The organism is Rubrivivax sp. JA1026 (assembly GCF_011065555.1).
Classification (GTDB): Bacteria; Pseudomonadota; Gammaproteobacteria; order Burkholderiales; family Burkholderiaceae_C; genus Rubrivivax; species Rubrivivax benzoatilyticus.
The window spans coordinates 567,808-587,236 of the sequence record NZ_JAALCQ010000002.1; the positions used below are offsets into that span (position 1 = coordinate 567,808).

Consider the following 19,429-nt stretch of genomic DNA (forward strand, 5'->3'; position numbering starts at 1 on the left):
ATGTCCCTCTTCCTGAATCGCGGCCGCCTCCTGCGTCGCGTGATCGGTGGCGTCGCCATCGCGGCAGCGCTCGTGGCCTGTGGCGGCGGCACCTCGCAGTACGACGCCTTCGACCCGGGCCGGGTGATCGTCTTCGGCGACGAGAACAGCCTGCTGACCTCCGGCGGCAAGCGCTGGAGCATCAACAGCGTCACTGTCGACAGCACGACCTCGGTCGAGACCTTCTCGTGCACCGGCAACCCGATCTGGGTGCAGCGCCTGGCGGGCAACTACGGTTTCGTCTTCGAGCAGTGCGACCCCGAGAACGGCAACGTCAAGGCCTTCTTCCGCGCCACCGAGAACGCGCGTGTCGCCGACCTGCAGGCGCAGATCGACGCCCAGGTGGGCGACGGCGGCTTCCGCGACAAGGATCTGGTGGCGGTGATGGTCGGCGCCAACGACATCCTCGACCTGTACCGGGCCTATCCGACGCGCAGCATGTCCGACCTGAAGGACGACGCGGCCGCCCGCGGCAAGGCCCTGGCGCGCCAGGTCAACAAGATCGTCGACCTGGGCGGCAAGGTCATCCTGTCGAACCTGCCCGACATGGGCCTGTCGCCCTACGCGCTGGCCGAGAAGGCCGCCAACACCGACGTCGACCGCGCGGCCTTCATCTCCGCGCTCGTGCAGTCCTTCAACGTCTCGCTGGGCACCAACATCCTGATCGACGGCCGCTACATCGGCCTGGTCCAGGCCGACACCCGGATCCAGGTGATGAAGAAGTCGCCGGGCAGCTTCAACCTGAGCAACGTGAAGGATGCGGCCTGCCTGACGACCGCCGAGTTGCCGGATTGCAACAATCGGACGCTGGTCGAAGGGGCCACCAGCAGCTCCCACCTGTGGGCCGATGCCTGGCACCTGGGGCCGCGTGGCCACTACGAAATCGGCCGCATGGCGATCGATCGCGCCGAGAACAACCCGTTCTGAGCCGTCGCGGCCGCAGGCCGCTGCCCGGGTTTCCTCTTCGCAGAGTCGGCCCGAGCCCGCTTATAGTCGCCTCGCCAAAATAGAACGAACGTTCGTGACGGGCGTTCGAATACATCAGGAAAGCGGGGCAGACATGATGAAGATGCGCAGAGGCGTGCTCGCGGCCGCCGTCAGCGCGGCATTGCTGGCGGCATGCGGCGGCGGCAATCCCGATCCGGCCAGTGACGGCCCTTCCGGCGCACCGACGACGCTCGGTTCGTTCACCGCGGTCGTCTCGTTCGGCGACAGCCTGAGCGACGTCGGCACCTATGCGCCGAAGACCGGCCCGCTGGGCGGCAAGTTCACGACCAACCTGGCCGGCACCGACGGCTACATCTGGGTCGAGCATGTCGCCGACGCGCTGGGGCTGGCGGTCACGCCGGCGATGACCGGCTTCGCCGGCCTGCCGAGCACCGACTGCCCGGCCGCGAACAACACCTGCACCGGCTTCGCCCAGGGCGGCTCGCGTGTCACCAACCCGGTCGGCATCGGCCGCGACGGCGGCGCGCTGACCGTCCCCGTCGTCACGCAGATCGACAACTACCTCGCCAGCGAACGTTTCGGCCACACGTTCAAGGACACCGACCTGATCCTGATCTGGGCCGGCAACAACGACGCCTTCGTGCAGCTGAACACCTTCGCCACGACGGTGCAGGCGATCCAGGCGCAGGTCATCGCCGGCGAGATCAGCGCCGAGCGCGGCAACAAGCTGATGTACGACGCGCAGAGCGCCGCCCAGGAGGGCGTGAAGGAAGCCGCGCTCGAGCTGGCCGGCTACGTGAAGACCAAGATCCTCGCCAACGGCGGCAAGTACGTCGCGATCGGCAACCTGCCGAACTCGGCGCTGACGCCCAGGTTCCAGGCCTACCCGGCGAGCATCCAGGGCGTGCTGAAGACCATCACCGAGACCTTCAACTTCTGGCTCAAGGCCGGTCTCGACGGCCAGCCGGTGCAGATCCTCGACATGGCCGCCATCGGCGCCTCGGTCTACGCCAACCCCGGCAGCTGGAACATCACGACGCCGGCCTGCAGCGTCCAGAAGATCTCCGGCTACACCTCGGGGGCCATCACCGACGGCTCCTCGCTGTTCTGCAACGCGACGCCCGGCTTCCCGTACAACGGCCTCGTCGACGGGGCCGATCCGTCCACGTGGTTCTTCGCCGACGGCGTGCACCCGAGCACCGGGGGCCACGCGTACTACGCCCGCCAGGTCCTGGCCCAGCTGAGATCGTTCGGCTGGATCGCCGCGGACGACTGACGACGACGCGAACGCCACGACAAGGAATCACGACATGAACAAGACGATTCGCGCGCTGGCGGTGCTGGCGCTCGCGGCCGGTGCCGCGGGCCTGGCCCAGGCCCAGGACTACAAGCTCAACGTCCTCAAGGCCGGCATCACGCGCTACGACACGCATTCCCAGACCAACGGCGTGACCGGCCTGGGCGTGCCGCCCGGCGCCGACGCCAACACGACCGACGCGACGACGGCGGTCTTCATCTACGAGCGCATGGTGTCGCCGAACATCGGCGTCGAACTCGTGCTCGGCATCCCGCCGAAGATCGAGGGTTACGCCGACGGCTCGGTGGACTACCTCGGCAAGGTGGTCGAGGCGCGCTCGGTGGCGCCGACGCTGCTGTTCAACTACCACTTCGGCGCGCCGGCGGACAAGTTCCGCCCGTACGTCGGCCTGGGCATCAACTACACCCACTTCGCCAAGCGCAAGTCGCCCTACGGCTGGAAGATCCACATGGAAGACTCGTGGGGTCCGGCGGCCGAAGCCGGCTTCTCCTACAAGCTCGACCAGGACTGGGGCGTGTTCGCCAGCGTCGCGGTCATCAAGGTCAAGAGCGAGCTGGTCGGCGAAGGCGCCGCGGTCATCAAGACCACGGTGAACTACCGCCCGGTGGTCTTCACCGGCGGCGTCAGCTACAGCTTCTGATCGCCCGGCGGGGCGCGCCGCGCCCCTGCTGCACGAGGCCCGCCGGCAGCGCCCGCGGGCCTCGTGTCGTTTCAGGCGCCGCCGTCGCGGCGTGTGCGGCGCTGCCGGCGCTCGATCGTGATCTTGAGCGTCAGGATCGTCGCCGCCAGCGCCAGCGTCGCGGCGTTGGCGACGATGATCGGCCACTCGCCGAGCGCGATGCCGTAGGCCAGCCACAGCGCCACGCCGGTGGTGAACACGCCGTACATGCCCAGCGAGATGCCGCTGACGTCGCGTGTGCGCAGCGTCAGCAGCGCCTGCGGCACGAAGGCCGCGGTGGTCAGCGTGGCGGCGAGGTAGCCGATGGCGTCGGCCAGCGTCATGGTGCGGCGGCCGCGCCGGCGTCGCGTGCGGTCCATTGCAGCAGGGCCTCGAAGGCCGGGCGTGCGGCAGCGGCGTTGGGGTGCTGCAGCAGCGCGACGAAGGCGTAGCGCCGGCCGCTGTCGGCGAGCACGTAGCCGGCCAGCGCCGCGACGTCGCGCAGCGAGCCGGTCTTCAGGTGCGCGCGGCCCGGCGTCAGCGCCTTGGCGCGGCGCATCGTGCCGTCGATGCCGGCCACCGGCAGCGAGGCGACGAACTCCGGCATCGCCGGGCTGGCGTAGCCGCGCTCCAGCAGCCGCGCCAGCAGTCCGGCGCTGAGCCGGGTCGTGCGCGACAGCCCCGAGCCGTTGTCGATGACGGTGCCCGGCGGCAGCGGGCCGAGCGCCTGGTCCAGCCATTCGGCGAGGGCGCTGCGTGCGCCGGCGGCGTCGGCCGGCAGGTCGGGGCGGCGCTGCAGCGCCAGCGTGCGCGTGATCTGCTCGGCCATCGTGTTCTGGCTGAGCTTGTTCATGTCGCGCAGCAGGTCGGCCAGCGGCGGCGAGCGCAGCTCGAAGCTCGGCGCGGTGTCGCGTGGTGCGCTGCCGGCGCGTGCACGACCGGCCAGGCGACCGCCGGCCTCGGCCCACAGCGCTTCCAGCAGCCGCGCGTCGTAGCTCGCCGGGTCGGGGTCGGCGACGTACCAGGCCAACTCGCCGCAGGCCGCCGGGTAGCGGCCGGCAAAGCGCACCGCCGGGCCGAAACTCGCGCCCAGCGCCGTGCGCCAGTCGCTGCACGGGGCGGCCGACAGCGGCACCGTGGCCTGCACCGGGGTGCGGGCCAGCGGCGGGTCGGCGATGACGCGCGCGACGCCGGCGCCCGGGTCGGGCACGAAGGTGTAGCCGACGGTGCGAAAGCTCGCCAGCAGCGCCGCCGGCTGCACGTTGTACGGCCGGGTGGCGTCGCCGTCGAAGTCGCCAGGCGCCGCCTCGGGGGCGACGAAGGCCGAGCCGTCGAGCACGATGTCGCCGCGGATCTCCAGCACGCCCATCTGGCGCACGCGGCGCAGCGCGGCGCGCAGCCGGTCGGCGCTGAGCTGCGGGTCGCCGCGGCCCTGGAGGACGAGCGAGCCGTCGAGCACGCCGTCGCGGATCTCGCCCTGCAGCCAGACCGGCGTGGTCCAGGTCCAGCCGGTGCCCAGGCGTTCCAGCGCCGCCAGCGTCGTCACCAGCTTGGTCACCGAGGCCGGGTTCAGCGGCAGCTCGGGCTGCCAGGCCAGGCGCGTCGGGCCGGCCGGCAGCTCGCGCACGACGACGGCCAGCGCCGAGGCCGGCACGCCGGCGCGCTCGAGCGCCGCACGTGCCTCGGCGGGCAGCGCCTGCGCCCGCGCGGCCAGCGCGGCGACCGCGAGCGCGAGGCAGGCGAGGGCACGCGGCAGGGTCATCCGGCGATGATCGCACGGCTAAACTCGCCCGATGCCCGATCCGTCCCTCCCGCCCGGCAGCGTGGCCGCGGCGAGCCCCGAGACGGCGCGTCTGCTCGCCTTCGACACCTCCACCGAACGCATGGCCGTCGCGCTCGCCGCGCCGCACGGCGCCTGGACCGCCGACGAAGCCGGCGGCGCGCTGGCGTCCGCGGCGCTGCTGCCCACCGTGCAGGCGCTGCTCGCGCGCGCCGGGCTGGTGCTGGCCGAGGTCGACGCCATCGCCTTCGGCCGCGGCCCCGGCGCCTTCACCGGCCTGCGCACCAGCTGCGCCGTCGCCCAGGGCCTGGCGTTCGGCATCGGCTGTCCGGTGCTGCCGGTCGACAGCCTGCTGATCGTTGCCGAGGACGCGCGTGTGCAGCTTGCCCCCGAGGCGGCCGAGTTCGAGGTCGACGTCGCGATGGACGCGCGCATGGACGAGGTCTACGCCGCACGCTGGCGCTGGGCCGACGGCCGCTGGCACGAGCTCGTCGCGCCGGCGCTGTACACGCTGGAGGCATTCGCCGCGATGGCCGCCGGCAGTGGCGGCGTGGTGGCCGGCAGCGCGATCGCCGCCTTCGGCGAGCGCCTGGGCCTGGCGCCCGGGCGCGCCGTGGTCGCCGCCGAGCACGACCGTCCCGCGGCGCTGCTGCGCCTGGCGCGCGCCGCCTGGGCGGCCGGCGAGGGTGTCGACGCGGCGCTGGCGCTGCCGCTGTACCTGCGCGACAAGGTCGCGCTGACGACGCGTGAACGCGAGGCGGTGCGCGCCGCGAAGGACGCCGCGGAGGCTTCGCGTTGAGTGCCGCGACGCTGCGCGCGATGAGCTTGTCCGACCTCGACGCGGTCCTGGCCGTCGAGGCCCGGGCCTACGAGTTCCCGTGGACCCGCGGCAACTTCGTCGACTCGCTGGCCGCTGGTTACGAAGCCTGGGTGCTGGAGGCCGACGGCGTGCTCGCCGGCTACTACGTCGCGATGGTCGGCGTCGACGAGATGCACCTGCTCAACGTCACCGTCGCGCCGGCGCTGCAGCGCCGCGGGCTGGGCCGGCGGCTGCTCGACGAGCTCGACGCACGCTGCCGCGTGCTGGCGCTGCCCGTCGTCTGGCTCGAGGTGCGCGCCGGCAACGAGCGCGCGATCTCGGTCTACCTGCGCCGCGGTTTCGCGCCGGTCGGGCGCCGGCGCGGCTACTACCCGGCGGCGCAGGGGCGCGAGGACGCGATCGTGATGAACCGGCGCGTGCCGCAGGAGGCCGGCGATGTGGTCTGAACGCCAGGCCGCGATGCTGCGGGCGATGGGCCTGCGGCTGTGGCAGCCGCCGATCCTCGACGCCTCGGCCCCGCCGGCAGAAGCCGCGGCGGCCGAGGCGCCGGCACCCGTGGTCGAGGCGGTGCCGGTGGCGGGCGTGGCGCTGCGTTCCGAGCCGCGCCCGGCGGTGCCCCCCGCGGCGCCGGTGGCCCCCGCCGCGGCGCCGGCCGTGCGCCCCGCAGCCCCGTCTGCCGCCCCGGTGCCGGCCGTGCGCGCCACGGCGCCGGCAGTCGCCCCGGTGCCGGCCGCGCCGGTGGACCTGGGGGCCGTCTCGGGCCTGGACTGGCAGCCGCTGCGCGAAGCCGTCGCCGGCTGCACTGCCTGCGCGCTGTCGCAGAGCCGCACGCAGACCGTGTTCGGCGTCGGCCACCCGCAGGCGCACTGGATGATCGTCGGCGAGGCCCCCGGCGAGCAGGAGGACCTGCGCGGCGAACCCTTCGTCGGCGCGGCCGGCCAGCTGCTCGACGCGATGCTGCGTGCGCTGGCGCTGTCGCGAGCGGCCGATGGGGACCCGGCGCAGCGTGTCTACATCGCCAACACGCTGAAGTGCCGGCCGCCGCGCAACCGCAACCCGGCGCCCGACGAGCTGCAGCGCTGCGAGCCTTTCCTGGTGCGCCAGATCGAGCTGGTCAAGCCGCGCATCATCCTCGCGATGGGGCGTTTCGCGGTGCAGGCGCTGCTGCGCAGCAGCGAGCCGATCGGCAAGCTGCGTGGGCGCGTGCACCGCTACCAGGGCGTGCCGCTGGTCGTCACCTACCACCCGGCCTACCTGCTGCGCAACCTGCCCGACAAGGCGCGCGCCTGGGACGACCTGTGCCTGGCCGCGGCGGTGGCCGAACGCACCGGCGGCGGCTGAAGGGGGCAGAAGAAGGGGTCAGAAGAAGGGGTCAGGTCCTGAGGGACCTGACCCCAGTCTTTCTGGTCTTTCTGCGGCAGGTCCACCGCCGAAGGGGTCAGGTCCTGCGGGACCTGACCCCGGTCTTCTTGACCCCGGTCTTCTCCGTCTTCACGTCTCCCCGTCAGCCCTTCGGCACCTTCTTCGGCCGCTGCCAGCCCGGCAGGCTGGCTTGGCGCGCGCGTGCAACGGTGAGCTGGCCGGCCGGCGCGTCCTTGCCGATCGTCGACCCGGCGCCGATCGTCGCGCCGTCGCCGATCGTCACCGGGGCGACGAGCACGCAGTTCGAGCCGACGTGCACGTCGGCGCCGATCACCGTGCGGTGCTTGTTCGCGCCGTCGTAGTTGGCGGTGATGCTGCCGGCGCCGTAGTTGACGCGCGGGCCGACCGTCGCGTCGCCGAGGTAGGCCAGGTGGTTGGCCTTGGCGCCGTCGGCCAGCGTCGAGTTCTTCACCTCGACGAAGTTGCCGATGTGCACCTCGCGGCCGAGCGCGGCGCCCGGGCGCAGGCGCGCGAACGGGCCGACCAGCGCGCCGGCACCCACCTTGGCGCCTTCGACGTGGGTGAACGGATGCAGCACCGCGCCGGCGCCGATCTCGGCGTCGCGGATGACGCAGTTGGCGCCGATCGAGACGCCGTCGCCGAGCACGACGCGGCCTTCGAAGACGCAGTTGACGTCGATCTCGACGTCCTGGCCGCAGTCCAGCGTGCCGCGCTGGTCGAAGCGCGCCGGGTCGGCCAGGCGCACGCCGGCGGCCATCAGCGCCTCGGCGCGCTGGCGCTGCAGGCGGCGTTCCAGGTCGGCCAGCTGCGCCGGGCTGTTGACGCCCAGCACCTCGGTCTCGCCCGACGCCGCCGCGGCGACCACGGCCACGCCTTCGGCGACCGCCATGCCGACGATGTCGGTCAGGTAGTACTCGCGCTGGGCGTTGTCGTCCTTCAGCGCCATCACCCAGCGCTTCAGCAGCGCCGTCGGCGCGGCCATCATGCCGGTGTAGACCTCGCGGATCGTGCGCTGCGCCTCGCTCGCGTCCTTGTGCTCGACGATCGCCGTCACCGCGCCCGCGGCGTCACGCACGATGCGGCCGTAGCCGCTGGGGTCGGCGAGCTCGACGGTCAGCAGCGCCAGGCGTTCGCCGCCGCAGGCCGCGGCCAGCGCGGCGGCGGTCTCGGGGCGGATCAGCGGCACGTCGCCGTTGAGGATCAGCGTCGTGCCGGCGGCGTCCTCCAGTGCCGGCACCGTCTGCTGCACCGCGTGGCCGGTGCCGAGCTGCGGCTCCTGGCGCACGAAGACCGCGCCGCTGGCCGCCGCGGCGGCCTCGACCTGCTCGGCGCCGTGGCCGGTGACGACGACGGTGCGCAAGGCCCCCAGCGGCGCGGCGGCATCGAGGACATGCTGCAATAGGCTGCGACCGCCGAGCCGGTGCAGCACCTTCGCCCGCGCCGACTTCATCCGCGTGCCTTTGCCCGCGGCCATCACGACGACGTTCAATGCCATGAGACGGTCCTTGTTGAAAGCGGCGATTATCGCGGCCGCCCTGGTGCTCGCCGGCTGCAGCACGCTGCGTCTGGGCTACGACAACGGCCCCCGGCTCGTGTGGTGGTGGCTCGACGGCTACCTGGACCTCGACTCGCGCCAGGCGCCGGCGGCCAAGGCGGCGATCGCGCGCTGGTTCGACTGGCACCGCGCCAACGAACTGCCGGAGTACGCCGCGCTGCTCGCCGAGGCGCGCCAGACGGTGATGCAGCCGACCACGCCCGAGGCCGTCTGCCGCTGGACCGGGCGGCTGCGCGAGGCGGCGATGCCGGCGCTGGACCGTGCGCTGCTGGAAGGCGCGCCGCTGCTGGCCGGCTTGCGCGAGCCGCAGCTGCGCCACCTGGAGCAGCGTTATGCCAAGCGGCTGGACGAGATGCGCGAGGAGTACCTGCAGGCCGACCCGGTGGCACGGCGCGAGGCCGCGGTCGAACGCGCTGTCGGCCGCTTCGAGGACTTCTACGGCCGCCTGGACGCGGCGCAGCGGCGCGTCGTCGCCGAGGCCGTGGCCGCGTCGCCGTGGGACCCCGAGGCCTGGATCGCCGAGCGCGACCGGCGCCAGCGCGAGATCGTGCAGACGCTGCGCCGGCTGGTCGCCGACCGTGCCGACGCCGACACCGCGCTGCCGGCGCTGCGCACGCTGGCTTCGCGCGGCGAACGTTCGGCCGATGCGGCCTATCGCGAGCAGCAGGCCCGGCTGGAGCTCTACAACTGCGGTTTCGCCGCGCGTGTGCACAACACGACGACACCGGTGCAGCGCGAGCGGGCGCGCGAAAAGCTGTCGGGCTGGGAGCGCGACCTGCGCTCGCTGGCCGCCGCGGCCACCGGCACGCTGGCGGCACAGCCCTGAGCCGGGACACGCAAGGCCGGAAGGCCTCGCGTGCCAGGCTCAGGCCCGAGCGCGATTTCACGCGCTCGGGCTGAGCCGGCTTCAGCGTGCGTCGGGCGCCAGCGGCACGACGACGCGGCGCGGGTTGACGCCGGTCTTCGGGAAGTCCATCAGCGCGGCGGAGAACATCGCCGCCAGCGTCGGGTCATCGAGGCCGCGATGGCTGTCCAGGCTGGCGCGCGCCTCGAACAGCGGCTGGCCGCTGGCGCGGTCGCGCAGCAGCACCGCGACCTCGCCTTCGTAGCGCGTCACGCGGTCCATGTACCCGGGGCCCCAGAACGGCCCGGGGCCGTACCACGGCGAGTTGCGCCAGTAGCCCCAGCCACCGCGCCACCACAGCGGGTCGTCCCAGATGATCTGCTCGGCGCGGGTGACGCGGGCACCGACTTGCACCAGCACGTCGGGCGCCTGGCCGGCGGCGGCCGGCGTGAAGCCGGCCTGCTCCAGCGCCGGGCGGGCGGCCAGTTCCAGGCGCTCGGTCTCGGCGGCGCGCGCCTGCTGCGACGGCAGGCGGTCGAAGGCGTAGGTGCCGGGCGCCCGCTCGGCGGGCCAGGAGCCGTAGCTCGAGACGTCGGCGGTGACGCTGTTCAGGCCCGCACAGCCGGCGAGCAGGGCCGCGGCGGCAACGGCCGCGGCGCCGATCCAGGTCTTCATGGCGTGTCCTCGGAGTCCGGTGCGATGCGCAGCGCGCCCGGTGCCGGCGGCGGCGGCGCGCAAGGCTCCTCGTCGAAGGCCTTGTCGCCGTCCGCGTCGGCCACCCCGGTGGCGCGCAGCGTCTCGAAAGGATAGAGCTTGCGGTCCATCATGTGCGACGGGACGATGTTGCCCATCGCGGTGAACATGTTGTCGATCCGCCCCGGGTACTGGCGTTCCCACTCGCGGATCATCTTCTTGATCTGCACGCGCTGCAGGTTCTCCTGGTTGCCGCACAGCGAGCACGGGATGATCGGGAAGGCCCGGTGTTCGGCCCAGCGCTCCAGGTCGGTCTCGGCGACGTAGGCCAGCGGCCGGATGACGACGTGGCGGCCGTCGTCGCTGACCAGCTTCGGCGGCATGCCCTTCATGCGGCTGCCGAAGAACATGTTCATCAGCAGCGTGACGACCATGTCGTCGCGGTGATGGCCGAGCGCGATCTTGGTCGCGCCGATCTCGCTGGCGACGCGGTACAGCACGCCGCGGCGCAGCCGCGAGCACAGGCTGCACATCGTCTGGCCCTCGGGCACCAGGCGCTTGACGATCGAGTAGGTGTCCTGCTCCTCGATGCGGAACTCGACGCCGCGGCTCTTCAGGTAGGTCGGCAGCACCTCGGCCGGGAAGCCGGGCTGCTTCTGGTCGAGGTTGACGGCGACGATCTCGAAGTCGATCGGCGCGCGCTCGCGCATCGACAGCAGGATGTCCAGCAGCGCGTGGCTGTCCTTGCCGCCGGACATGCAGACCATCACGCGGTCGCCGGCCTCGATCATGTTGAAGTCGCCGATCGCCTGGCCGACGAGGCGGTGCAGGCGCTTGGACAGCTTGTTGGCTTCGAAGGCGGCCTTCTTCGCCGCCGCGGCGTCGGTGGTGATGACGGTGTCCATCGTGTTCATTCCTTGCAGCCGAAGACCTCGACGCCGACCGCCGCGCAGTCGGGGTAGACGTCGGGCTTCTCGGTGGAGACGCGCGCCGCGCGCACCATCGGGTGGGCCATCAGCGAGCGCAGCAGGTCGTCGGCCAGCGTCTCCTGCAGGTGGATGTGGCCGCGCGCGACACGTTCGGCGACGGTGCTGCGGATGAAGTCGTAGTCCAGCACTTCGTCGAGGCGGTCCTCGCTCGGCGTCGACAGCGCCAGCGGCACCCAGAGGTCGACGTTGATGACGATGCGCTGCTCGCCTTGCTTCTCGAAGTCGTGCACGCCGATGTTGACGTGGATCTCGTGGTCGCGCAGGAACAGGCGCCGGCAGTCGCGCAGCGTGGCGGAGAAGGGGAGGCTCTGCATGATGAGGGGTCAGCCTTGGCGGGCGAGGAACAGCACGTCGCGCGCCTGGGCCTGCAGATGCTGGCCCCCGTCGACGAGGATCGTGGTGCCGGTGATGGCCGGCGATTCGAGAACGAAACGCACCGCGCGCGCGACGTCGGCGGCGGTGGACGAGCGCCCGAGCGGCGTCATCTGGTGGGCGGCGGCGAACTCGGCCTGGTCCATGTCGCCCGAAGGCAGCGTGACGCCGGGTGCGACGCCGCAGACGCGCACCGCCGGCGCCAGCGCCTGGGCGAGCAGCGTCGTCGCCTCGCGCAGCGCGGCCTTGGACAGCGTGTACGAGAGGTGGTCGGGGTTGGGGTTCCAGAGCTTCTGGTCGAGCAGGTTGACGACGCAGCCGCCGCCGGCGCGGGCCAGCGCGCGCGCCAGCACGACGGCCGGCGCGACGTTGGCGCGCCAGGCGCGCTCCATCGCCGCGTAGCCGAAGTCCTCGGTCGTGTCGTACTCGAACAGCGAGGCGTTGTTGACGACGGCGTCGACGCGGCCGAAAGCGGCCTGCACGGCCGGCAGCAGCGCTTCGCACTCGGCCTCGACGGCGAGGTCGGCGGCGAACACCTGGCCGCGTGCGCCGACCGAGGCCAGCGCGCGCACCGCGGCCTCGGCGTCGGCAGCCGAGGCGCGGTGGTGCAGCGCCACGTCCCAGCCGTGGGCGGCGAGTTCGAGCGCGATGGCGCGGCCGATGCGGCGCGCGGCGCCGGTGACGAGGGCGACCGGGCGGCCGCTGCGGGCGGCGTCTGCGCTGCCGACGTGGGCTCCGACCTGGGCTGTTTCCATGCTTCCTACAATGCCCGCGTGACCACAGGCGAACCCGACAGTTTATCGGCGCGCATCGCCGCGCGCCTGCGTGCCGACGGTGGCTGGTGGCCGTTCGACCGCTTCATGGCTGCGGCACTCTACGAGCCGGGCCTGGGCTACTACACCCGGGGCGCCCCGGTGTTCGGCACGATGCCGGCCTCGGGCAGCGATTTCGTCACGGCGCCGGAGCTGTCGCCGCTGTTCGGCGCCGCGTTCGCGCGCCAGGTCGCGCAGGCGCTGGCCGCCGCCGGCGCGCACGAGGTCTGGGAGTTCGGTGCCGGCAGCGGCGCCTTCGCGTCGCAGCTGCTCGCCGCGCTGCCACCCGACACGCGTTACCACGTCGTCGACCTGTCGGGCACGCTGCGCGCGCGCCAGGCCGAACGCCTGGCGCCGTTCGCGCCGCGTGTGCAGTGGCACGACACGCTGCCCGAGGCGATCGAAGGTGTCGTCGTCGGCAACGAGGTGCTCGACGCGATGCCGGTGCAGTTGCTGCACTGGGACGGCGGACGCTGGTTCGAACGCGGCGTCGTCGACGACGGTGGCCGCTTCGCCTGGGCCGACCGGCCGACCGAACTCCGGCCGCCGGTCGAGACCGGCTTCCAGCCCGGCACCACGATCGAGCTGCCGGCGCAGGCTTCGGCCTTCGTCGCGACGCTGGCCACGCGGCTGGTGCGCGGCGCGGCCTTCTTCGCCGACTACGGCTTCCCCGAGCGCGAGTACTACCACCCGCAGCGCCGCGGCGGCACGCTGATGTGCCACCGCGCGCACCGCGCCGACACCGACCCGCTGGTCGAGGTCGGCGAGAAGGACATCACCGCGCACGTCGATTTCACGGCGGTCGCGCTGGCCGGCCAGGACGCCGGGCTGGACGTGATCGGCTACACCTCGCAGGCGCGGTTCCTCGCCAACTGCGGGCTGTTCGAGCTGCTCGAAGGTGCCGACGCGCGCACGATCGCCCACGCGCAGAAGCTCGTCACCGAGCACGAGATGGGCGAGCTGTTCAAGGTGATCGGCTTTGCAAGGGGGCTGCCGGATTTCGCTCCCGTCGGGTTCGCCGCCGGCGACCGGACGCACACGCTGTAGCCGCGATGCGCTGGCTGCTGGTCTTCCTCGTCGCCTTCCTGCTGTTCAACGGGCTGCAGCAGCTGCTGCGGCGCATCGGCCTGGGCCGGCTGCCGGGCGACTTCCGCGTGCGCGTCGGCGGCCGCGACTGGTACTTCCCGCTGGCCTCGTCGGCGGTGCTGAGCGTGCTCGTCGGGCTGATCTCGCTGCTGGTCTGACCGGGGCGGCCGAGCCGTTACAGCGCCGCGCCGACGGCGTCGGCCCGGGCAAGCTGGATCGCGGCGGCGATCTGCGGCCCCTTGGCGCCGCGGGCCGCGGCGGCCGCCGCCACGGCCGCGGTGTCGACACCGCGAGCGGCCTCCAGCAGCGCCGTCAGGCGTTCACGCTGCGGATAGGGTCGGTCCTCGAGCCCGCTGCGGCCGCGGGCGTCGCATTCGCAGGCCCACAGCGCCTCGGCAAAACGTTCCGGGCGGCGGAAGGCGTCGCAGCGTTCGAGCAGGCGCACGACGGCGGCGGCGCCGAACTCGTTGCTGCGGTGGAGGTTGCCGTGCTCGCGCGCGACCAGGTCGGCCAGCTCGCGGCAGGGGTGGGGCACACGCCAGCGATCGGCCACCGCCCGCGCCAGCGTGGCGCTGCGGCCTTCATGGCCCAGGTGGCGCGGCAGCACGTCGGCCGGCGTCGTGCCCTTGCCCAGGTCGTGCATCAGGCAGGCCCAGCGCACCGTCAGCGGTGCCTGCAGCCTGGCGGCCATGTCCAGCACCAGCATCGTGTGCACGCCACAGTCGACTTCCGGGTGGTGCTCCGGCGGCTGTGGCACGCCCCAGAGCCGGTCGAGTTCGGGCAGCAGCCGCGCCAGCGCGCCGCAGCGGCGCAGGATCTCGAACATGCGGCTGGGCCGCGCTTCCATCAGCCCGCGCGACAGCTCCTGCCAGACCCGCTCGGGCACCAGCGCGTCGACCTCGCCGTCGGCGACCAGGCGTTCGAGCAGCGCCTCGGTCTCCGGCGCGACCGTGAAGTCGGTGAAACGCGCCGCCAGCCGCGCCAGGCGCAGCAGGCGCACCGGGTCCTCGACGAAGGCGTCGGAGACGTGGCGGAAGATGCGCGCCTGCAGGTCGCGCTGGCCGCCGTGCGGGTCGACCAGCGTGCCGTCCTCGGCGCGCGCGATCGCGTTGATCGTCAGGTCGCGGCGCAGCAGGTCGTCTTCCAGCGTCACCGACGGGTCGGCGTGGATCGTGAAGCCGCGATAGCCCGGCGCCGACTTGCGCTCGGTGCGCGCCAGCGCGACCTCCTCGCCGGTCTCGGGGTGCAGGAAGACCGGGAAGTCGCGCCCGACGGGGCGAAAGCCCGCGGCGACCAGCTCCTGCGGCGTGCTGCCGACGACGACCCAGTCGCGGTCGCTCGCCGGCAGCCCCAGCAGCGCGTCGCGCACCGCGCCGCCGACGACGTAGAAACGTCCGCTCATCGGCTGCTGCGGTACGGTTCCTCGTCGGCGATGAAATCGGCTTCGGCCAGCGCGTCGGCGATCCAGGCGGCGACACCCGGCGCGGCGAGCACCCGCCGCACGTAGGCGCGCGTGGCGTCGGACACCGGCAGCGCGTAGCTCACGAGCCGCGTGCAGACCGGCGCGTAGAACGCGTCGGCGGCGCCAAACTCGCCGAACAGGAAGGGGCCGCCGCTGGCGTCCAGCGCCTCGGCCCACATCGCCTCGAGCCGCGCAACGTCGCGCTGCAGCGCCGGCTGCTCGGCCCACAGGCGCTCGCCGACGTCGGGCAGCGCGGCCTCGATGTTCATCGCGCAATGCCGGCGCAGCGCGCCGAAGCCGCCGTGCATCTCGGCGCACAGGCTGCGCGCCCGCGCCCGCTGCTTCGCATCGGCCGGCCAGACGCCGGCCTGCGGGAAACGTTCGGCCAGGTACTCGGTGATCGCCAGCGTGTCCCAGACGGCGAAACCGTCGTCCAGCAGCACCGGCACCAGCCCGGCCAGGCTGACGGTGGCGACCTGGCGGCGGAAGTCCGAGCCCTCGGCGAAGTCGAAGCGCAGCTTGCGTTCGTCGAAGACGATGCCGAGCTGGCGCATCAGCACCCAGGGCCGCATCGACCACGACGAGTAGTTCTTGTTGCCGATCACCAGTTGCAGGCTCATCTCGGGCGTTCTTTCGTTCAGGACGTTCAGCCGCGGCGCGCGTGCCCGCGCCAGCGGTCGTAGCGTGCACGCCCGAAGGCGCGGCCCAGGTAGGCGGGTGCGATCGCCTCCATCGCCGTCGGCGTGATGCCCAGCGCCTCCAGGCCCGGCAGCTTGCCGCTGGCGACGTTGGCCACGCGCATCGAGTCGAGGTTGTCGCGCGACATCAGCGGCGTGCCCGGCATCATCTCCATCAGCAGCGCCTGCAGCCGGCCGACGGCGTCGGGCAGCGGGAACTGCGGCCGTTCGTGGCCCGACCAGCGCCCGGCCAGGCGCACGATCTCCGACAGCGTGTAGACCTTCGGGCCGGCCAGCTCGTAGACCTGGCCGATCGTCGCCTTGTCGTCCAGGCAGCGCACGATGGCCGTCGTGACGTCCTCGATCCACACCGGCTGCATCTTCGCGCCGCCGCCGGGCAGCGGCACGAACGGCGCCATCGCCTGCAGCTCGGCGAAGACGTTGAGCACACGGTCCTCGGTGCCGAAGATCAGCGACGGCCGCACGATGGTCAGCGCGACGCCGGGCGACTGCAGCGCGGCTTCGCCCTCGGTCTTGCTGCGCAGGTAGTTCGACGGCCCGCCGGCGCCGACACCCAGCGCGCTGACATGCAGCACACGCCGGCCGCCGGCGGCGGCACAGGCATGCGCGATGCGCCGCGGCAGCTCGACGTGCACGCGCTGGAACTGCTCGCGGCTGCCGTGCAGGATGGCGATCAGGTTGATGACCGCGTCGGCCTGGGCGACCAGGCGTGCCAGCGTGCGCTCGTCGTGCACGTTGGCCTCGACGAGCTCGACGGTGGGCAGCGAGCGCAGCACGACGCCGTGCGAGAGGCGGCGCGTCGGCACGATGACGCGGCCGCCGCCGCCGCCGTTGCGCTCGACCAGCCGTTCGACGAGCGAACGGCCGACGAAACCGGTACCACCGAGGACGAGAACGTTCTTCATGGTTCAGGGGAGGTCACGATCGACGGGAGGGGCATTCGGGGCGGGCGGGCCGATCGGGCCGCCCAGCCGGGCCTTCAGCGACGGCGGGGTGCCGCCCAGCACGGCGGAATAGTAGACGGCGTTGGACAGCACCTTCTTCACGTAGTCGCGCGTCTCGCCGATCGGGATCGCCTCGACCCACGCGGCGGGCTCGACGGCCGGCGCGTCGCGCCAGCGCCGCGGCCGGTTCGGGCCGGCGTTGTAGCCGGCGGTGGCCAGCGGCTGCGAGCCGGCGAAGTCGTCGAGCACCATCTTCAGGTAGCTCGTGCCCAGCAGCAGGTTGGTGTCCGGGTCGGTGAGCATCGCCGGCTTGTAGTCCAGGCCGATGCGGCGCGCGACGATGCGTGCCGTGGCCGGCATCACCTGCATCAGCCCGCTGGCGCCGACGCTCGACTGGGCGACGGTGATGAAGCGCGACTCCTGGCGGATCAACCCGAAGGCGTAGGCCGGGTCCAGGCCGACGCGGCGCGCGGTCTGCGTCAGCGCGGCGCGGTGCGGCGTCGGGAAGCGCTGGGCGATGTCGATCTCGGCCTTGCTGCGGTCGCTGGTGAAGATGCAGCGGTCCCAGACCTCGCGCTCGCAGGCCATCTGCGCGGCGGCGAGCAGGTCGCGCTCGGCCAGGCCGCGCAGCGAGAAGTTCCACTCGCGCTGGCCTTCGCTGCGCAGGCCCAGGTCGATCAGCTGCAGCGCGCGTGCGAAGCCGGGGTTGAGGCGCGCCGCCTCGCGTTCGGCCGGCTGCAGCGTGCGCGGCGGGGGCGGCAGCACGAACGGCAGCCCCAGATCCTCGGCGGCGAGCTGGCCGTAGAAGTGCATCTGGCCGGCGATCGACTGCAGCATCGCACGCGCCGCCGTGCGGTCGGCCTCGCCGGCGGCGCCCGCCGCGGCGCTGGCGGCCATCGCGCGCGAGCGCCAGTAGACCCAGGCGGCGTCGGCGCGTTCGGCCGGGCTCATGGCGTCGATCGCGCGTGCCAGCAGCGGCCAGCGGTCGGGCGCGTCGCCGGCGCGCAGCGCCGCGCGTGCACCCCAGGCCAGCGTGTCGTCGCTCCAGCCGGGGGCCGATGCGCCGGCCAGCGTCCAGGCGCGGCGGTAGTGGTCCAGCGCCTGCGGCTGCTGCAGCACCGCCGTCCACTTGCCGGTGAAGGCCCAGGCGAAGGCGGCGTCACGCCGGCCCAGGCGCTGCTCCCAGCCGCCGGCGGCGAGCTGCGCGGCGGCGGCCGGCGGGTCGTTGGACGCCAGCTTCAGCAGCGCCAGCAGCGCCACCGCCGGCGCGGTGTCGGTGCGCGCCAGCGTGCGCGCCGGGTTGGCCACCGCGTCGTCGACCGCCTTCGTGGTCTCGGGGCCGAGCAGGGCCACCGCGGCACGCAGCGAGCGCTGCCCGCGTGCCGAGTTCTGGCGCTCGAGCTCGAAGGCCAGTCGGGCCTGCTGCCAGACGTCGTCGGCGTTGAAGCGGCCGGCGGCGAACATCGATTGCGCCAGCAGCGTGCAGCCGTCGTCGGCCTCGCGCTGGGCGTACCAGGCTTCCAGCGCGGCCTGGCGCACGTCGCGCCCGGACTGGTGCTCGATCAGCCGCGTGTAGCAGGTGACCTCGCGGTCGTCGTTCATGCGAAAGCGCGGCACGTCGCGGGCGAAGTTCGCCCAGTCGCGGCGCTTGCCGAGTTCGAGCAGCCAGTCGTTGCGCAGCCGGTCCTCGACGTACTGGCCGCTCCAGCGGCGGTAGAAGGCCTCGACCTCGGTGGCGTCGGCTTCGCGCAGCCGGCCCGACAGGTCCCAGTAGTCGACCCAGGGCGCCAGCGGGTGCGACGCGAACAGCGCCGCGGTGCGCAGCGCCGACAGCCGGGCGCGGTCGCCCTTCTGCGCCGCGGCGCGGGCGTCGAGGATCAGGTCGTCGCCGGTCTGCGCGCGGGCAGCCGGCAGCACGAAGGCCAGCGCGAGCGCGGCGACGGCGACGGTGCGCGCGGGGGCCCGGCGGATGATGCGATGCAGGGCGGTCATGGCTCGGAATCTAGCGGATCGCGAGTAACCGTCGGCCCGCGGCGCGATCAGGCCGACTCCAGCGCGGCCCGCGTGGCGAGCGCCTGCTCGAGCACCCAGTCCTCGAAGGCGGCGAGTTCGGGCCGCTCGCGCCGCGCCGGCCAGCGCACCAGCCAGTAGGCGAACGGCGAGCGCAGCCGCCCGGCCGGACCGAAGGGCTCGACGAGCTCGCCGCGCTCCAGCGACTCGCGCACCAGCGCCAGCCGGGCCAGCGCCACGCCCTGGCCGGCGGTGGCGGCCTGGATCTGCTGGTAGGTGTAGTTCAGGTACAGCCAGCCGCGCGGCTCGAGGTCGGGCACGCCCTTGGCGGCGAGCCAGTGGCGCCAGCTCAGGTACTCGACGCTGGGCAGCTGCGAGTCCTCCTCGAGCAGCGTCATCGGCGCCAGGTCCTCCGGGCGCGCGAGCGGGCCGAGCGCGGGGCTGGCCACCGGCGTCAGCACCTCGCCGAACATCGGCGTCGAGCCCGGCGGCGCGTCATCGGGGTGGCAGTAGCGCAGCGCGAGGTCGAGTTCCGGGTCGTCGAGCTCGACGATGGCGTCGGTGGCCGAGACCCGGATGTCGATGCCCGGGTGCTCGCGCTGGAACTGCTGCAGCCGCGGCAGCAGCCACATCGACGCGAACGACGGCCAGGTCGTCAGGTTCACCTGGCGCCGGCCCTGGGCGACGCGGATCTGGTGCACGGTGGCGTCCAGGCGGTCGAGCAGCGGCGCGACGGTGCGCAGCAAGGCCTCGCCGGCGCTGGTCAGCTCGACGTGGCGCGTGCCGCGCAGCAGCAGCGGCACGCCGATCTCGTCCTCCAGCGAGCGGATCTGGCGGCTGATCGCCGGCTGCGACAGGTGCAGCTCGTCGGCGGCGGCGCGAAAGCCGAGCCGGCGTGCGACCGCCTCGAAGGCGCGCAGCGGGCCGATCGACAGCGGGCGTTGGCGTGGGCGATTCATGCGCTTTGATTATCAATGCGGCGCAGATTTTCGATTGGACCCGGGGTCTTGCGCTGCCG

The 19,429-nt window shown here is 73.1% G+C and carries 21 protein-coding genes; 9 read left to right on the forward strand and 12 right to left on the reverse strand.

The window, feature by feature from the left end; all coding sequences use genetic code 11:
- From G5B56_RS06230 to G5B56_RS06240, 3 genes are all read left to right on the forward strand, one after another.
- A complete protein-coding gene (locus G5B56_RS06230) occupies positions 1-966 on the forward strand; it encodes an SGNH/GDSL hydrolase family protein (protein ID WP_164962651.1) in 966 nt (321 codons plus the stop codon).
- Positions 967-1,102: 136 nt separating this feature from the next.
- The gene (locus G5B56_RS06235; protein ID WP_230765830.1) at positions 1,103-2,263 is read left to right on the forward strand and encodes an SGNH/GDSL hydrolase family protein; all 1,161 of its coding nucleotides are present in this window, start codon (positions 1,103-1,105) and stop codon (positions 2,261-2,263) included.
- Positions 2,264-2,297: 34 nt separating this feature from the next.
- Positions 2,298-2,945 carry an OmpW family protein gene (locus tag G5B56_RS06240; RefSeq protein ID WP_009856485.1) on the forward strand — a complete coding sequence of 216 codons (648 nt, stop codon included), beginning with the start codon at positions 2,298-2,300 and terminating at the stop codon, positions 2,943-2,945.
- Between the two features lie 71 nt (positions 2,946-3,016).
- On the opposite strand, the gene G5B56_RS06245 is transcribed toward G5B56_RS06240, so the two are convergent.
- Positions 3,017-3,307, reverse strand: coding sequence for a SemiSWEET transporter (locus G5B56_RS06245; protein WP_037290234.1), 291 nt, complete (start codon positions 3,305-3,307; stop codon positions 3,017-3,019).
- Positions 3,304-4,725: a D-alanyl-D-alanine carboxypeptidase/D-alanyl-D-alanine-endopeptidase gene (dacB, locus tag G5B56_RS06250; RefSeq protein WP_009856487.1), complete on the reverse strand. Its 1,422-nt coding sequence runs from the start codon at positions 4,723-4,725 to the stop codon at positions 3,304-3,306. The genes G5B56_RS06245 and dacB overlap by 4 nt, the downstream gene beginning before the upstream one ends.
- A 31-nt stretch (positions 4,726-4,756) precedes the next feature.
- Here dacB and tsaB point away from each other — a divergent pair, with 31 nt between their 5' ends.
- The 3 genes from tsaB to G5B56_RS06265 are packed head-to-tail and all read left to right on the forward strand — an operon-like array spanning position 4,757 to position 6,904.
- Positions 4,757-5,542 (forward strand): tRNA (adenosine(37)-N6)-threonylcarbamoyltransferase complex dimerization subunit type 1 TsaB, encoded by a 786-nt coding sequence (gene tsaB / locus G5B56_RS06255; RefSeq protein WP_164962653.1) that lies wholly within the window; start codon positions 4,757-4,759, stop codon positions 5,540-5,542.
- A gap of 20 nt (positions 5,543-5,562) precedes the next feature.
- On the forward strand, positions 5,563-6,009 hold the full coding sequence (gene rimI, locus G5B56_RS06260) for a ribosomal protein S18-alanine N-acetyltransferase (protein WP_029718604.1): 447 nt from the start codon (positions 5,563-5,565) through the stop codon (positions 6,007-6,009).
- The gene (locus tag G5B56_RS06265; RefSeq protein WP_164962654.1) at positions 5,999-6,904 is read left to right on the forward strand and encodes a uracil-DNA glycosylase family protein; all 906 of its coding nucleotides are present in this window, start codon (positions 5,999-6,001) and stop codon (positions 6,902-6,904) included. The genes rimI and G5B56_RS06265 overlap by 11 nt, the downstream gene beginning before the upstream one ends.
- A gap of 163 nt (positions 6,905-7,067) precedes the next feature.
- Here the strand turns inward: G5B56_RS06265 and glmU are convergent, their stop codons facing one another.
- Entirely contained in the window at positions 7,068-8,441 is a 1,374-nt protein-coding gene (glmU, locus tag G5B56_RS06270; protein WP_164962655.1) for a bifunctional UDP-N-acetylglucosamine diphosphorylase/glucosamine-1-phosphate N-acetyltransferase GlmU, read from the reverse strand.
- A 13-nt stretch (positions 8,442-8,454) separates the two neighbouring features.
- Between glmU and G5B56_RS06275 the strand changes: the two genes are divergently transcribed.
- Positions 8,455-9,327: a DUF6279 family lipoprotein gene (locus G5B56_RS06275; RefSeq protein WP_164962656.1), complete on the forward strand. Its 873-nt coding sequence runs from the start codon at positions 8,455-8,457 to the stop codon at positions 9,325-9,327.
- Positions 9,328-9,408: 81 nt separating this feature from the next.
- Here the strand turns inward: G5B56_RS06275 and G5B56_RS06280 are convergent, their stop codons facing one another.
- From G5B56_RS06280 to G5B56_RS06295, 4 genes are read right to left on the reverse strand one after another with little or no spacing between them, the layout of a single operon-like run.
- Entirely contained in the window at positions 9,409-10,020 is a 612-nt protein-coding gene (locus G5B56_RS06280) for a DUF4136 domain-containing protein (protein ID WP_009858779.1), read from the reverse strand.
- The gene (gene ttcA / locus G5B56_RS06285) at positions 10,017-10,952 is read right to left on the reverse strand and encodes a tRNA 2-thiocytidine(32) synthetase TtcA (RefSeq protein ID WP_029718607.1); all 936 of its coding nucleotides are present in this window, start codon (positions 10,950-10,952) and stop codon (positions 10,017-10,019) included. The genes G5B56_RS06280 and ttcA overlap by 4 nt, the downstream gene beginning before the upstream one ends.
- Positions 10,949-11,341 carry a dihydroneopterin aldolase gene (locus tag G5B56_RS06290; protein ID WP_009858777.1) on the reverse strand — a complete coding sequence of 131 codons (393 nt, stop codon included), beginning with the start codon at positions 11,339-11,341 and terminating at the stop codon, positions 10,949-10,951. Before G5B56_RS06290 ends, ttcA begins: the two co-directional genes overlap by 4 nt.
- A 9-nt stretch (positions 11,342-11,350) precedes the next feature.
- Positions 11,351-12,154, reverse strand: coding sequence for an SDR family oxidoreductase (locus G5B56_RS06295; RefSeq protein WP_164962657.1), 804 nt, complete (start codon positions 12,152-12,154; stop codon positions 11,351-11,353).
- Positions 12,155-12,172: 18 nt separating this feature from the next.
- On the opposite strand from G5B56_RS06295, the gene G5B56_RS06300 reads away from it, so the two are divergent.
- A complete protein-coding gene (locus tag G5B56_RS06300; RefSeq protein ID WP_164962658.1) occupies positions 12,173-13,258 on the forward strand; it encodes a class I SAM-dependent methyltransferase in 1,086 nt (361 codons plus the stop codon).
- Positions 13,259-13,263: 5 nt separating this feature from the next.
- The gene (locus G5B56_RS06305; protein ID WP_009858774.1) at positions 13,264-13,455 is read left to right on the forward strand and encodes a DUF2905 domain-containing protein; all 192 of its coding nucleotides are present in this window, start codon (positions 13,264-13,266) and stop codon (positions 13,453-13,455) included.
- A gap of 17 nt (positions 13,456-13,472) precedes the next feature.
- On the opposite strand, the gene G5B56_RS06310 is transcribed toward G5B56_RS06305, so the two are convergent.
- Genes G5B56_RS06310 through G5B56_RS06330 form a run of 5 tightly spaced genes read right to left on the reverse strand, consistent with a single transcriptional unit; the run spans position 13,473 to position 19,370 of the window.
- On the reverse strand, positions 13,473-14,699 hold the full coding sequence (locus G5B56_RS06310) for a multifunctional CCA addition/repair protein (RefSeq protein ID WP_164962659.1): 1,227 nt from the start codon (positions 14,697-14,699) through the stop codon (positions 13,473-13,475).
- Positions 14,696-15,379 (reverse strand): glutathione S-transferase family protein, encoded by a 684-nt coding sequence (locus G5B56_RS06315; protein WP_164962660.1) that lies wholly within the window; start codon positions 15,377-15,379, stop codon positions 14,696-14,698. Before G5B56_RS06315 ends, G5B56_RS06310 begins: the two co-directional genes overlap by 4 nt.
- A 26-nt stretch (positions 15,380-15,405) precedes the next feature.
- Positions 15,406-16,362 carry a complex I NDUFA9 subunit family protein gene (locus G5B56_RS06320; protein WP_009858771.1) on the reverse strand — a complete coding sequence of 319 codons (957 nt, stop codon included), beginning with the start codon at positions 16,360-16,362 and terminating at the stop codon, positions 15,406-15,408.
- Positions 16,363-16,365: 3 nt separating this feature from the next.
- Positions 16,366-18,393: a transglycosylase SLT domain-containing protein gene (locus G5B56_RS06325; protein WP_164962661.1), complete on the reverse strand. Its 2,028-nt coding sequence runs from the start codon at positions 18,391-18,393 to the stop codon at positions 16,366-16,368.
- A gap of 47 nt (positions 18,394-18,440) precedes the next feature.
- On the reverse strand, positions 18,441-19,370 hold the full coding sequence (locus G5B56_RS06330; protein ID WP_009858769.1) for a LysR substrate-binding domain-containing protein: 930 nt from the start codon (positions 19,368-19,370) through the stop codon (positions 18,441-18,443).
- Between the last annotated feature and the right edge of the window lie 59 nt (positions 19,371-19,429).

Coding starts and splice junctions, on each gene's coding strand:
- ttcA (WP_029718607.1), bottom strand. CDS start 10,952: ATGAACACGATGGACACCGTCATCACCACCGACGCCGCGGCGGCGAAG.
- G5B56_RS06230 (WP_164962651.1), top strand. CDS start 1: ATGTCCCTCTTCCTGAATCGCGGCCGCCTCCTGCGTCGCGTGATCGGT.
- G5B56_RS06330 (WP_009858769.1), bottom strand. CDS start 19,370: ATGAATCGCCCACGCCAACGCCCGCTGTCGATCGGCCCGCTGCGCGCC.
- G5B56_RS06305 (WP_009858774.1), top strand. CDS start 13,264: ATGCGCTGGCTGCTGGTCTTCCTCGTCGCCTTCCTGCTGTTCAACGGG.
- tsaB (WP_164962653.1), top strand. CDS start 4,757: ATGCCCGATCCGTCCCTCCCGCCCGGCAGCGTGGCCGCGGCGAGCCCC.
- G5B56_RS06295 (WP_164962657.1), bottom strand. CDS start 12,154: ATGGAAACAGCCCAGGTCGGAGCCCACGTCGGCAGCGCAGACGCCGCC.
- G5B56_RS06310 (WP_164962659.1), bottom strand. CDS start 14,699: ATGAGCGGACGTTTCTACGTCGTCGGCGGCGCGGTGCGCGACGCGCTG.
- G5B56_RS06240 (WP_009856485.1), top strand. CDS start 2,298: ATGAACAAGACGATTCGCGCGCTGGCGGTGCTGGCGCTCGCGGCCGGT.
- glmU (WP_164962655.1), bottom strand. CDS start 8,441: ATGGCATTGAACGTCGTCGTGATGGCCGCGGGCAAAGGCACGCGGATG.
- G5B56_RS06290 (WP_009858777.1), bottom strand. CDS start 11,341: ATGCAGAGCCTCCCCTTCTCCGCCACGCTGCGCGACTGCCGGCGCCTG.
- dacB (WP_009856487.1), bottom strand. CDS start 4,725: ATGACCCTGCCGCGTGCCCTCGCCTGCCTCGCGCTCGCGGTCGCCGCG.
- G5B56_RS06280 (WP_009858779.1), bottom strand. CDS start 10,020: ATGAAGACCTGGATCGGCGCCGCGGCCGTTGCCGCCGCGGCCCTGCTC.
- rimI (WP_029718604.1), top strand. CDS start 5,563: ATGAGCTTGTCCGACCTCGACGCGGTCCTGGCCGTCGAGGCCCGGGCC.
- G5B56_RS06245 (WP_037290234.1), bottom strand. CDS start 3,307: ATGACGCTGGCCGACGCCATCGGCTACCTCGCCGCCACGCTGACCACC.
- G5B56_RS06315 (WP_164962660.1), bottom strand. CDS start 15,379: ATGAGCCTGCAACTGGTGATCGGCAACAAGAACTACTCGTCGTGGTCG.
- G5B56_RS06265 (WP_164962654.1), top strand. CDS start 5,999: ATGTGGTCTGAACGCCAGGCCGCGATGCTGCGGGCGATGGGCCTGCGG.
- G5B56_RS06235 (WP_230765830.1), top strand. CDS start 1,103: ATGAAGATGCGCAGAGGCGTGCTCGCGGCCGCCGTCAGCGCGGCATTG.
- G5B56_RS06320 (WP_009858771.1), bottom strand. CDS start 16,362: ATGAAGAACGTTCTCGTCCTCGGTGGTACCGGTTTCGTCGGCCGTTCG.
- G5B56_RS06325 (WP_164962661.1), bottom strand. CDS start 18,393: ATGACCGCCCTGCATCGCATCATCCGCCGGGCCCCCGCGCGCACCGTC.